The 13,480-nt window shown below is 63.6% G+C and carries 6 protein-coding genes; all 6 read right to left on the bottom strand.

What is annotated here, in order from left to right; translation table 11 throughout:
* Positions 1-5,886, bottom strand: a 5,886-nt coding sequence (locus FBR05_01540) for a DUF11 domain-containing protein (protein ID MDL1870871.1), incomplete at its 3' end; no start/stop codon positions are given.
* 180 nt (positions 5,887-6,066) lie between these two features.
* Positions 6,067-8,031 carry a DUF945 domain-containing protein gene (locus FBR05_01535; protein MDL1870870.1) on the bottom strand — a complete coding sequence of 655 codons (1,965 nt, stop codon included), beginning with the start codon at positions 8,029-8,031 and terminating at the stop codon, positions 6,067-6,069.
* 140 nt (positions 8,032-8,171) lie between these two features.
* Positions 8,172-9,440, bottom strand: coding sequence for a crotonyl-CoA carboxylase/reductase (ccrA, locus tag FBR05_01530; protein MDL1870869.1), 1,269 nt, complete (start codon positions 9,438-9,440; stop codon positions 8,172-8,174).
* Positions 9,441-9,455: 15 nt separating this feature from the next.
* Entirely contained in the window at positions 9,456-11,426 is a 1,971-nt protein-coding gene (locus tag FBR05_01525) for a protein meaA (protein MDL1870868.1), read from the bottom strand.
* A gap of 117 nt (positions 11,427-11,543) precedes the next feature.
* On the bottom strand, positions 11,544-12,098 hold the full coding sequence (locus FBR05_01520; GenBank protein ID MDL1870867.1) for a hypothetical protein: 555 nt from the start codon (positions 12,096-12,098) through the stop codon (positions 11,544-11,546).
* A gap of 218 nt (positions 12,099-12,316) precedes the next feature.
* Entirely contained in the window at positions 12,317-13,480 is a 1,164-nt protein-coding gene (locus FBR05_01515) for a MaoC family dehydratase (protein ID MDL1870866.1), read from the bottom strand.

The following is a 13,480-nucleotide window of genomic DNA, read 5'->3' as shown; positions in this document are numbered from 1 at the left end:
CATCGATTGGACTTCCATGGGCCCGGTCGCGATGTCGGTGATACGGACGCCCTCGGCGTTGTTCACCGTGTCGAGGTTGGTCACGACCACCGTGAAGGTAACCGTGTCGCCTACCGTCGCCTGCGGGAAATCGACCGTCTTGGTAACGCTCAAATCGGTGTTGCGCGCGATGCCGATGACGCTGGCCACCGCCGTGTTGTTGGACCGGTCGTTGTCGCCGGTGATCGTCGAGTCGACGGACACGGTGTTATCCACCTGCCCTTCGCCCGAGACCCGGCCGGTCATGGTGATGGTCGTCGCCCCCGGAGGCAGGACGCCCGCCGTCGGCGTGCAGACGATCGTCGCCGGAGACGTGACCGGTGTCGCCGGGGCGCAGGTGCCCGCCGCGAAACTGATCGTGTTGATGGTGAAAGGACCGTCGATCGTGTCGGTGATCACCACGCCTTGCGCGTTGGCCGTGCCGGGATTGTTGACCGTGATCGTGAAGGTCACGTCTTGGTCCTGGTTGGCCTGGGCCAGGCTGGAGGTCTTGGTGATCGAAAGGTTCACGTTGGCGGCCGTGCCGTTGACGCTGGCCACCGAGACGTTGTTGGACGGATTCGGGTCCACCTGGGCCTGGCCGCCGCCCTGGGGATCGTTGGTGTCCGCCACGCTGGCGGTGTTGTCGATCTGGCCCAGGCTGTCGACGGTGCCGACGACCGTGATGGTCTCGACGTCGCTCGCGTCCATCGAACCTAGATTACAGCTGATCACCACCGAGCCCGCGACCGCCGGGGTCGCCGGGGTGCAAGAGCCGGTGCTGGGCGTGATCGCGGTGATCGTGAAGGTATTCGGACCGGTCACCAATTGGTCGGTGACCACGACGTTGGTGGCGTCGCGGGGGCCGGAATTCGTGACCGTCAGGGTGAAGGTCACGGTGTCGCCGATGGCCGCCACCGCGCGGTCCACCGCCTTCACGACAGAGAGATCGGCGCCTTCCCGGCGGCAGAACTGGTCGCAGCCGTCGCCGCCGGCCGTGTTACCGTCGTCGCATTCCTCCAAGCCCTGCTGCAGGTTGTCGCCGCAGACCGTCTCGAGGCGGCAGATGTCGTCGCAGCCGTCGCCCGGCACGGTGTTGCCGTCGTCGCACTGCTCGAGGCCCTCTTGCAGGCCGTCGCCGCAGACGGTCTCGAGGCGGCAGATGTCGTCGCAGCCGTCGCCCGGAGTCGTATTGCCGTCGTCGCACTGCTCGAGGCCCTCCTGCAGGCCGTCACCGCAGACGCTCTCGTATTGGCAGGTCGCACTGCAGCCGTCGCCCGGGGTCGTGTTGCCGTCGTCGCATTGCTCGCCGGCCTCGACCAAACCGTCGCCGCAGACCGACTGGACGCCGTTGACGCTGGAGACCGCGGTATTATTGGAGAGGTTGGTGTCATGCGTGTCTTGGCTCGAAACTGAGGCCGTCAGGTCGATCTGGCCTCCGCCGTTGAGGGTTCCCGTGGCCGTAATGGTCGCCGTGCCCGCGCTGGCGATGGGGCCGGGGAGCAGGCAGCTGAGGACGGTTCCCGAGACGCTGCAACCGGCGGTCGAAGTCGCGAAGGCGGTCAGGGGACCGGCGAGGATGCCCGTCACCTGGACGTTGCTGGCTGGATTCGGGCCGTTGTTGGTCACCTCAATCGTGAAGGTGACCGGATCGCCCACCTGGCCCTGCGCGATGCTGGCATCGTTGCTGAGGGTCAGGTCCGCGTCAGGCAGCGCCGGGTCTTGACCGATCAGGCTGGCCACCGCCGAGTTGTTCGAGAGGTTGGTGTCGTTGACGTCCTGGCTCGAAACCGAGGCAATATTGTCGATCTGCCCGGCGGCATTGATGGTGCCGGTCACGGCGATCGGTATCGTCAGCCCGGATCCCAAGGGGCCGGCGAAGGCGCAATTCACCTGATTGCCGACCACCGAGCAACCGGCGGTCGAGGTGGCCAGGCCGGTCAGGGGGCCGGAGACGATATCCGTCACTTGAATGTTGGTCGCGGCATCCGGTCCGTTGTTGGTCACGGTGATCGTATAGGTCACCGGATCGCCGACTTCGCCGAAGGCCGGGGTCACCGTCTTGGTGATCGACAGGTCCGCGTCGGCCAGGGCGGGATCCGTCGCCACCAAGGTCACGGCCTGGGTGTTGTTGGACGGATTCGGATCCGTGGTGCCCGTGGAAGAGGCGCTGGCGGTGTTGGTCACCGGTCCCGCGCTGTTTACCGTTCCAGTAACCGTGAGATTGGAAGTGGTCGAGGGAGCCAAAGAAGCCAAGGTACAGCTGATCACCCGAGGGTTGGCAGGAGGCAGAGGCGGATTCCCACCCGCGTTGGAGCAGGCCCAACCGCCGCCGGAGCCGCCGCTCAAGGTGATGTCGCCGATCGTGATGTCCGTCAAATTGAGATTGGTCGCGGTGACGGTCGGGCTGAGGTTCCGTACATGGATCGTGTACGTCACCGTGTCGCCCACCTCCGGAGTGAGGTCGTTCACTTCCTTGTTCACGCGGATATCCGCCTGCGGCAAGGCCGGGTTTTGCCCGATCAGGCTGGCCACGGCGGAGTTGTTCGACAGATTCGTGTCGTTGACGCTGGCGCTGGAGACCGACGCGATGTTGTCGATCTGGCCCGGCGCTCCGATGGTGCCGGTCACAGCGATGGGAATCGTCAAACCCGCGCCGAGCGGACCCGCGAAATTACAGGTCACTTGGCCCGCGGCGGCCGCGCAGCCCGCCGTCGAGGTCGCGAGGCCCGTCAACGGCCCTGAAACCAGGTCCGTCACCTGGATGTTGGTCGCCGCGTCCGGGCCGTTGTTGGTCACGACGATCGTGTAGGTCACCGGATCGCCGACGTTGCCGACGGCGGGCGTGACGCTCTTGACGATCGAGAGGTCCGCATTGGGCAGCGCCGGGTTGGTCCCGATGGTGCTGGACACCGCGGTGTTGTTGGAAAGATTGGTGTCGGTGACGTCCTGGCTGGACACCGAGGCGGTCAGGTCGATCTGGCCGTTGCCGTTGATATTGCCGGTCGCGGTAATCACCGAGCTTCCGCCGCTGGCGATGGGGCCGGCCAGAAGACAGTTCAATTGGGAGCCGGTCACGCTGCAGCCCGGGGTCGAGGTCGCGAAGGCGGTCAGGGGCCCGGAAAGGATGCCGGTCACCTGGACGTTGGTCGCCGCGGCGCCGGTGTTATTGACCGTGATGGTGAAGGTCACCGGATCGCCGACTTGGCCGGTCACCGGCGAGGCGTCGTTGGTGATCGACAGGTCCGTCTGGGGAAGCGCCGGATTCTGGCCGATCGTGCTGGCCACGGCGGAGTTGTTGGACGGGTTCGTGTCGGCGATCGAGCTGCTGGAGACGGACGCGATATTGTCGATCTGCCCCGCGGCTCCGATCGAGCCGGTAACGGCGATCGGAATCGTCAGCCCGGCGCCCAGGGGGCCGGCGAAATTGCAATTCACCTGGCTACCGGCGACGGCGCAACCCGGCGTCGAGGTGGCCAAGCCGGACAAGGGACCGGAGACGATGTCGGTCACCTGGATGTTCGTGGCCGCGTTTGGCCCATTGTTGGTCACCGTGATCGTGTAGCTGACGGGATCCCCGACCTCTCCGACCGCCGGGGTGACCGTTTTGGTGATGGACAAATCGGTCGCCGGTACGCCGACCGGCGCGTTGACGGTGATTTCGTCGTTGTTCGGATTGGTGTCGTTGATCGGCCCGGCGACGTTGGCGACGTTGGTCAATACGCCGGCCGCGTTGGGCGTGACGGAGTACGAGATGATACGAGTGCCGGCCGGGGCCAGGCTGTTCACGTTGCAGAAATAGGTGTCGGCGTTATTGGTCACGGGTCCGTCGCAGCCCACGAAGGTGCCGATGACCGCGGCGCCGCCCGTGAAATTCCCGATGATCCGGTCGATGACGCGGATGTTGTTGACCGTGGCGCCTCCGTTGTTGGTCACGACGATCTGGTAATTGACCGGCACTCCGGGACTCAGGGTCGCCGGACCCGTGATCGTCTTGGTGATCGCGAGGTCTCCCGACGGGGCGTTGGGATCGACCGGTATGACGGCAATGCTTTGGGTATTGTCCGAGATATCGGGGTCCAAGGTCCCCGTGGAAGAAACCGTCGCCGTATTGGTGATCGGCTGCGGACCGTTCACCGTGCCGGTCAGCGTGATCGTCGAAGTGGTCAGGGGGGCCAGACTGGCCCGGGTGCACTCGATGCGCCGCGGGTTATTCGGCGGATTCGGCGGATTGGTCGCCGCGCCGGTCGTGGTGCAAGTCCAGCCGCCGCTGGCGGAGACTCCCAAATTGAGAATGTTGCCGACGGTGATGTCGCGCAGCGTAAGATTGGCGGCCGTCACGCTGGGATCCTCGTTTCGAACGCGGATCTGGTAGGTCAAGGTGCTGCCGATGGCCGGGGTCAGGTTGTCGGCCTCCTTGACCACCCGGAGGTTGGCCTGGGGCACGGGGCTGGTGGAGACGCCCACCACGCTCGCCACCGCGCTGTTGTTGAGCAGGTCGGGATCGGCGGTGATTTGATTGTCGTTGCCGAAGCCGTCCTGAACGATGGCCAAATCGTCCACCTGACCGACGTCGTCGACGAATCCCTGGATCTGGAAGCTGAAGGTGTCTCCGGGCAGCATCGTGCCGAAGCCGCCGCTGCCCGAATCCCAGACGTTGCAAAGCACCTGCTGTACCAGCGGGTCCGAGGTGGGATTGACCGTGCAGAAGGCAGGCAAGGTCCCGAGGTCGACCGTGAAGGGGCCCGCGATGGTGTCGCGGACGAATACGCCGCCGGCCTCATCCGTGCTGAGCGCGGAGTTTTCCACGGTAAAGTTGATCGTCACAGGCCCGCCGGGCGGCACCGTCACTTGGGCCGGATCCATGGACTTGAGAATGCTCAAGTCCGCGGCCAAGGGACTGGCCGATCCGAAGACCGAGATATTGACCGGCACCACCGAGGTATCCGGCGAAGTGATGGAAAGGCCGTCGGAGAAGCTGCCCGGAGAAAAGGCGAAGAACTCGATGGTCAGGTGGCAGTCCTCACCCGCCGGCAGGAGGTTCGAATAGATGGTGCTGCAGGTGTTGTTGCTGACGGTGAAATCCGTGCCGGAGAAGCTGATCGGGTTCAAGGGCAGCGGGCTGATCCCCGTATTGACCACCTGCACGATCTGAGTGCTGCTGGAGCCGACCAAATTATTGAAAGAAATGAAAGTGGGAGAGGCCTCGAGGTTGGGGCCCGTGGTGCCTGTGCCCGTCACGTAGTTGGTGAAGGTGAGCGAAGTGGGGCTGCTGCCCACGTTGCGGTTGAAGTTCACGACCAGATTCGCGATGTCGGGCGTCGTGTCGTTTGCGGTGTAGCTGATCAAGATTTCGCAGTCCAGCAGGTCGGTCAAAGTTTGGCCGGAGCAGGTGTTGGAAACGACCCCGAATTGAGCCGCTCCGGCGCCGGTGAAGCTGACCGAGATGTTGGAGATGTTGGTGTTGAGGGGCAGACTCAAACTGGAGGTCGCCACGATCTCGATCAAACGGGTCGTCGTCGTTCCGACCGGCGTATTGATTCCCAAGCTCGTCGGAAAGACCGCCGGGTTGACCGCGGCGTGAGCGGCGCCTGGACTGAGCGTCGTCGCCAACAAGGCCGCAAGGGCGACAAGGCTTCCGGCGATGGTTTGGCGGATGGTGCGGACAGACCGCAACGGGGAAATAAGACGACTCATAGACCTTACCCTTTTTTTCGAGGAGAGAAATGAAGTGACGATGAAGACACGAATGCCCATGTCCAAACGCAACCGTTGGATCGCTGAAGATTGACCCGTCCACAGAGATGCCCGAGAAACCGTTGGGCGCACGACGACCGCAGCGTATCGGCCGAATCCGACGCCAACCATCTCAGCTGGAACTCTTAAGTTATTTTTTAGGAAGAACTTTGAAGATAAGAAGCGACACGCCTTGGAGTGCCGAAAGGAGCCTGTCGAAACTTCTTAAAGGATCAAATCTTCCCTACCCGTAAATTAAGTATGTCGCGATTTTGATGCAGAACTCTGTCTTTGGCAAATCCTTTTTGTACTTTATCGAAAACTTTCTTGAAGCAAGCCTTCGATCGCGGAATTTCGCCTGCCGTTTAACAGAACTTGCCCATTTTCCATCTGCAGATGCGATTTCATCGAGTCGGACTTCGCGTCGACCTCGACATAGGGCCCCAGCACCGCCAGCCCCATCGAGGCGCCGGAATACAGTTTGTCCAGCGCAGCTTGCAATTTCGAGAGGCGGTCGATCTGGATGCGCGCGTCGACCTTGCCGTCGCGGAGAAAGGAGTTCAGCGCGTCCTGCGCTAGCTTCGGCGCCGTCGCCTCGAGATCCTGAGCGGTCATCCCCAAAGCCATACCCGTCGTTCCGGCAAGCTTTCCCGCGTCTCCCGAAAGCAGGAGATCCAATTGAAGCGCGAAAAGACTCGCCCCGAGGTCCACTCGCCATTTCCAATCCAAGCCCGCCGGCCGTCCGACCAGGATCTGCGCCAGACTCGGCAGGGATTCCGGCGGCGGCTTGCGGTGCCACTGCCGCACATAGCGCAGCACCTCTCCCCAAGGCACCACAAAACCGAAATCCAGATCGATCTTGCCTTGCTGGATGCTCTTGTCGGGCTCCAGCGGAAGCACCGAGTCGAAATCGTCCTTCAAACGATACGACCAACGTCCCTCCCCCATCTCGTAGTTCAAGGTCGCACCGCGATGCTCGGTGCGGTAGCTCGGCCCTTGATAGAAGATCTTGCCCAAGCGCAGCTCCCCGGACAATTCGTCGGGCATTTGCGCAAGATAGGCGCCGTACAGGGCGCCCATCCGGCTGGGCCAGGCCTGCGGGTCGCGGCTCAAGGCCAAAGTCGCCGCGTAATACTCGACAAAATAATTCAGCCAGTCCCGGTAGGTGACGCCCTTGAGCCTCCCCTTCTGCCCGAAAACCAGGTCGGCGATCTCGAAGCGTTGGCCCTTGAACTCCGCCTCGAGCCGCTTCAAGGAGGCCTTAGCCTCCGTCGCCAGGCCCTGTGCGTCTTCCGAACTGCGCGCCTCGAACTCCAGGGGCTCGATCGAAAAACGCGCGTGTCTCGCCTCGTCGCCGACCTTGAGCCCGGCCCAGCGAAACTCGATACGCTCGAGTCGCGGGCTCAAGTCGAGGAGGAAGGCGGCGGTCCTGTCCAACATCGCGTCGTAGGCCGGCCGCGTCTCCGGCGAAGGCGGAGATTCTGGGAGCGGCAAGGCGCCGAGCAGCCGCGCCCATTCGGCGCCCAAGGACTTCCAGCGCTCCCAGGAAAGGTCAACGAAGCGCCCCTCGGCGCGAAGGCTCCAGGCCCCGATTTCGCCCTTCCCCTCCGGAAGCAGGTAGCCCCCACCCTGTCCGCGGTGGAAGAAATTCCACCGGCGCTCGCCGCCGCTCAGCTCGGAGGCGTATCCGGACTCGACGGCGCCGAGGCGAATCTCCTGGGGCGGCCGCCCTTCACGATCCTTCGCATAAACGACGCCCTCGATGCGAAGATGGAGGTTGTCGGGCACCGGGACCTCGCGGGAGCCCAGCCGCAGCCAGGGCTCTTGCAAAGTCAGGGTCTCCCCCGCGCCGGGATTGCGAAAGACAATCGTCTCCGAACGCAGGCCCAGGATCAGGTCCGGCAAGGAAAGCTCGAAGGCCACGCGCTTCGCCTCAAGGCCGTCCCTTTGCACCCCGCCGGGCTCTAGCACCAGCAGGAGGCCCGAGCTCTTCCAGAGCTGAGTGGAAAGCCGCGCCGAGCCGAGCGGAACGGGACCCGCCAGCCCCCAGGCGCTCAAGTCGAGCACGACTTGCGGGATCTCCACGTAAGGCTTGAGCCGAAACATCCCCTGCACCCTGCCCCGCGCCGGGGCGATCTCCAGCTTGATCCCGAGGCTGCGGTAGGTCCCGCCGCGCGCGGCCGCGCCGAGGCGATCGGCGGCCCGGCGCCACTGGTAGGCGACCACGAGGGCCGCGGCGAGGATCAATAACAGCAATGCGGAAAGCACTTTTTTCATAACAGCTCCGGCTCTAGGTTTTCGGCCACGATTTTACAGTCATTCCCGGCGGGGGCAAGCTTTCAAGGGCTAGGGAAAAAAACAAAAAAAAGCCGCTCCGGCGCGAAGCCGAAGCGGCCAAAATCGACTCGAAAAAAGACCTAGGCCTTCTTCGCCTCCTCGAGGTTTTTCAAGCCTTCCTTCTTGGCGTTGACCAGGATCGCCATATTGCCGTGCGGATGCTTGTTCTCGCGCATCAGCTGGTGGGCTGCGGCGGTCTCGCTGAACTTCCAGGTGCGGCTTAGGCAGGGATCGGCCTTGCCCTCGAGCACCAGGTCGTTGAAGCCTTTCGCCTCTTTGTCGTTGGCGAAGTGCGAGCCCTGGAAGCGCTTCTGCCGCATCCAGTGGTAGCGCAGGTCAAGGGTCGCGTTGTAGCCGGTGGTGCCGGCGCAGATCACGACCATGCCGCCGGTGTCGCAGACGAAGGCGCTGGTCGGCACCGTCGACTCGCCGGGATGCTCAAAGACGATGCGCGGGCTCTTCTTCTCGCCCAAGACGTCCCAGATCGCCTTGCCGAAGGCGCGGGCGCCCTGCAGCCAAGCGTTGTATTTTTCGTTGTCCTCCCAGTGCGGCAGCATGCCCCAGTGGTTGAATTTGCGGCGGTCGATGACGCCGACCGCGCCGAGCTTCTTGCAATACTCGACTTTGTCCTCGCCCGCGACCACCGCGATCGGCTTGGCCCCGAAGGCCTTGCAGATCTGGATCGCCATCGAGCCCAGGCCGCCGGCGCCGCCCCAGATCAGGACGACGTCGTCCTTGCGGACCTCGTGCTCCTGCCAGCGCGTCAACATGCGGTAGGCGGTGGCGCCCACCAGCATGTAGGCCGCCGCGGCCTCGTAACTGAGGCGCTTGGGCTTGGGCAGGCACTGGTGGTCTTGCACCTTGGTGAACTGGGCGAAGCTGCCCCAGCTGGTCTCGTAGCCCCAGATGCGGAAGCTGGCGCCGTACATCGGGTCGCCGCCGGCCTTCACCTGCGGGTCTTCTTGGCTCCACTGCCCGCAGTGGATAACGACCTCGTCGCCGACCTTCACGTTTTTCACCGCGCTGCCGACCTTGTAGACGATGCCGCTCGCGTCGCTGCCGCCGATATGGAACCCGCTGCTGTCGGGCCAGTACGGGTCCTTGGGGCGGTTCTTGGTAACGTCGATCGGGATGCCTAACGCGGCCCAGACGTTGTTGTAATTGATGCCGGCGGCCATGACGTAGACGAGCACTTCATCGGGACGCAGCTCGGGCACGTCGACCTGCTCTAATTGGAAGGCCTTGGTGGGCTCGCCGAAGCGCTCGGGGCGAATCACCTGCGCATACATCTTCTTCGGAACTTCCCCAAGCAGGGGAATCTCGCCGAGTTCATAGATTTCCTTGGTCATGGTCTAGGTCTCCTTCTAATTACGGGCCGACATCGCGATGTCGACGATCTCGTCCATGATGGTGTTCAGTTCGAAGTCTTTGGGGGTGTAGACCCGCGCGACCCCCGCCCGCAGCAACACCTGGCGGTCGGTCTCGGGGATGATGCCGCCGGCGATGACGGGGACCTTCTTCAGGCCTTTCTCCTTCATCAGCTTGAGAATGTCGGGGATCAAGGCGAGGTGCGAGCCGGAGAGGATGCTGAGCCCGATCACGTGCACGCCCTCCTGCAGGGCCGCCTCGACGATCTGCTCGGGGGTGAGGCGGATGCCTTGGTAGACGACCTCCATGCCGACGTCGCGGGCGCGAACCGCGATCTGCTCGGCGCCGTTGCTGTGGCCGTCGAGGCCGGGTTTGCCCACCAAAATACGCAGCTTTTCGCCGGTCTTCTTTTGGAACTGATCCACTTTGTCGCGGACCTTTTGGATGGCCTCGGTGGTGGTGGCCATGCGCACGCCCGAAACTCCGGTCGGCGCGCGGTATTCGCCGAAGACCTGGCGCAGGGCGTTGGCCCACTCGCCGGTGGTGACGCCGGCGTGGGCGGCCTGAATCGAAACCGGCATGATGTTGTCGCCGCGCTCGGCGGCGGCCTTCAGCGTCTCGAGGGCCGCCTTGGCCTGGGCCTCGTCGCGCTGGGAACGGAATTTTTTGAGGCGCTCGATCTGCTCGCGCTCGGCGGACTCGTCGACCTTGAGGATGCCCTCGTCGCGCCCGCCGGTCAGCGGGCTCTCGGCGGTCTCTTGGTAGCAGTTGACGCCCACCACCTTGATCGAGCCGTCCTCGATGGCGCGGACCCGCGCGGCGTTGGACTCGACCAGCTTCTGCTTCATGTATTCGACCGCGTTGATCGCACCGCCCATCTTTTGGACGACCTCGATCTCCTGTCGCGCGGCCTCGGCCAATTCTTTCACCTTGGCCTCGATGACCGGCGAGCCGTTGAAGATGTCGTCGTACTCGAGCAGGTCGGTCTCGTAGGCGATGACCTGCTGGATGCGCAGCGACCACTGCTGGTCCCACGGGCGCGGCAGGCCGAGGGCCTCGTTCCAAGCGGGCAGCTGCACGGCGCGGGCGCGGGCGTCTTTCGACAGCACCACCGCCAGCATCTCGAGGACGATCCGCTGGATGTTGTTTTCGGGCTGGCGCTCGGTCAGCCCCAGGCTGTTGACCTGGACGCCGTAGCGAAAGCGCAGCATCTTCTCGTCTTTGACGCCGTAGCGGGTGCGGCCCAGCTCTTCCCACATGCGGGTGAAGGCGCGCATCTTGCAAAGCTCTTCGATGAAGCGGACGCCGGCGTTGACGAAGTAGGAGATGCGGCCGAAGACCTGGTCGAACTCCCCTTCCGGCACCTGCCCGCTGGCCTTGACCGCGTCGAGGTAGGCCATGGCGTTGCACATCGAGAAGGCCAGCTCCTGCATGGGCGTCGCGCCGGCCTCTTGTAAATGATAGCTGCAGATGTTGGTCGGGTTCCACTTGGGGATGTGCTTCACCGAATAAGTGATCATGTCGGTGATCAGCCGGATCGAGTGCTTGGGCGGAAAGATATAGGTGCCGCGCGAGAGGTATTCCTTGAGGATGTCGTTTTGCGTGGTGCCCTGCAGGACCTTCGAGTCGACCCCGCGCTTCTCGGCGACCGCCACGTAGAGGGCCAAGAGCCAGGCGGCGGTCGCGTTGATCGTCATCGACGTGTTCATCTTCTCGATGGGGATCTGGTCGAAGAGGGTCTCCATGTCGCCCAAGTGCGAAATGGGCACCCCGACCTTGCCCACCTCGCCGCGGGCCATGACCGAGTCGCTGTCGTAACCCGTCTGGGTGGGCAGGTCGAAGGCCACTGAGAGCCCGGTCTGGCCCTTGCTTAAATTGAGCCGGTAGAGCTCGTTGGAGGCCTTGGCCGAGGTGTGGCCGGAATAGGTCCGCATGACCCAGGGTTGGTCGCGCTTGGCAGCAATCATGCCTTGGGACTATTCGGTTTTTTTTAAGGGGTCAAGAAGGCTTTCAGAGGGTATTTTCGCGGTAATACCTCGATAAAATCGAAGCTTTCGAAGGGGTGCCTGGGCTCCCCGACCCTGTCAAAACTTAAGTGAAAACTGCAGCCCCATTTCCTGAGGAGAGAGCCTCGGCGCCCATTGGGCCTGAACTCTTCTGCCAAGGGAACGATCCATCAGCATGATCCCGCGATGCCGCGCGATTTTGGCGGCGGAGATGAAGACCAGCATCCCGACCAGGCCCGCCCCCGCGGCCACCCCCGTACCTATCAAAAACTTCTGTTGCTTGCGCCGCTCCGCCCGGGCCTCCCCTTCCATTTCTCGCAGGGTGGTCTGGACGTCCTTGTTCTCGTCCGCGGCCTTCTCCTCGACCCTCTCCAAGACGTCCGTCAGGCCCGGCACCGCGGCGGCCGCCGACTGGGCCTCGCGCGAGATCTCTCCGGACTCGTCAAACAAATCCTCGGAACCGCGCGAGGCCGCGCGCAGCAACTGCTCTGTCCCCGCGGCCTTGCCGTAGCGCAGACCGGACCAGACGCTCAAACCCGTTCCGGCGAGAAAAACCCCCGTGCTGAGGGCGCTCATCACGACGAAGGCGGTGTAGGCGTCGGCGTTGCGCTTGGCGCGACGCTCGGGCGTCATGGCCTTTTTAGGCCTCTTGGGCGCCGGCTCGGACTCGAGGCTTCGCCGAGCCACCGCGCGAGGGGACAATTGGATGGGAGGCGGACTCATACCCTGTAATGGTCGCAAGGCCCATGCCAATCGCGAAAAAGGCCCAGCTCGCCCTTATCGCCCAAAAAAAGGCAAAGCGCGGGGTAGACCCCTCAATTCGTGAAATATCGAGAAATGTCGGCCCTAGCTTAGGCCGGCTTCTTTTTGACGAGGACCCGGCGCTCGATCTCGAAGATCTTTTCGGGGATCTTCTCCTTGCCCAGGTCCTTCTTGTTGTTCTCTTTGACGAAGAGGTCGGCGCCGAACTTCTCCAGGGCCTCCTTGGGCCGGATGTTCTTCACGCCGATCAGTTGGAAGGTCACCACGCCGGCGTTCAGCCCCTTGGGCCCCTCTTCCTTCGCCAGCACCCGCGAGATCGCGTAGACCGTGTCGCCGCTCACCGCAGGCTGGGTGTGATAGCCCTCGGTGTAGCCGAAGTCGGCCAAGGCGTTTTCGGTGGTGTCGCGGCTGGCCAGGCCCGCCAGCCAGGCGAAGACCAGGCCGCCGTAGACGATGGGCTCGCCGCTCATCGCGCCGCTGCGGGCCGTCGAATAGAGGCGGTCGTAGTGCAGCGGGTGGGTGTTCATCACGCGGTAGGTCCAGGGGTAGTGCTCGTCGGTGATGGTGCGGCCGTTGGCATGGACGATGACGTCGCCGACGGTGAAGTTTTCGAAGTAGCTGTTCACGCCGGTGAGATTCGTCGGGTAGGCCCCGGCCGCGTTGGGGATCTCGATCGTCGGCTCGGCCTGCTCGGGGAAGGGCTGGCCCGAGACGGTGGTCGGCTCGCTGGCCTTGCCGGCCGCGGCCACCATGATCTTGCGGTCGTACTGCAGGACCAATTCGTTCTTCTGGTTGAGGCCGATGGTGCGGATGGTCACGATGCCGGGCTTGCCCTCCTTCGCCTTGACGTCCAAGACCTTGGTCAGGGCGCGGAGGGTATCCCCGGGATAGACCGGCTTCACGAAGCACACATTATAATAGCCCAGGTTGGCGATGGCCTTTTCGGAGTCGTTCTGCACGCCCAACGAGAGGCAGATGTTCATCACCATCAGCGGCGAGACCGGCATGTCGCGGAAGCCGTGGGCGATCGCGTACTCGCGGTTGGTGTAAAGCGGGTTGGCCTCCATGAAGGTCGTCGCGAACTCGAGGGCGAAGGCCGGGTAAACCGTGATGCCGCGGGGGTGGCAGAAGACCTCGCCGGGCTTGAAGTCCTCGAGGACGCGGCCGTATTGCGGGTAGCGGACTTTCTCGAGGTTGGCGGCTTGGCCGGGGGCGGATTCTTGGAATTTGGGATAGGGGATGGTGATCGGCAT

Source organism: Deltaproteobacteria bacterium PRO3 (genome assembly GCA_030263375.1).
Lineage (GTDB): Bacteria > UBA10199 > UBA10199 > DSSB01 > DSSB01 > DSSB01.
Note: the sequence above shows the minus strand (reverse complement) of the source record. Positions and strands in the feature narration are given on the sequence as shown.

Coding starts and splice junctions, on each gene's coding strand:
- FBR05_01535 (MDL1870870.1), bottom strand. CDS start 8,031: ATGAAAAAAGTGCTTTCCGCATTGCTGTTATTGATCCTCGCCGCGGCC.
- ccrA (MDL1870869.1), bottom strand. CDS start 9,440: ATGACCAAGGAAATCTATGAACTCGGCGAGATTCCCCTGCTTGGGGAA.
- FBR05_01525 (MDL1870868.1), bottom strand. CDS start 11,426: ATGATTGCTGCCAAGCGCGACCAACCCTGGGTCATGCGGACCTATTCC.
- FBR05_01520 (MDL1870867.1), bottom strand. CDS start 12,098: ATGACGCCCGAGCGTCGCGCCAAGCGCAACGCCGACGCCTACACCGCC.
- FBR05_01515 (MDL1870866.1), bottom strand. CDS start 13,480: ATGCCGATCACCATCCCCTATCCCAAATTCCAAGAATCCGCCCCCGGC.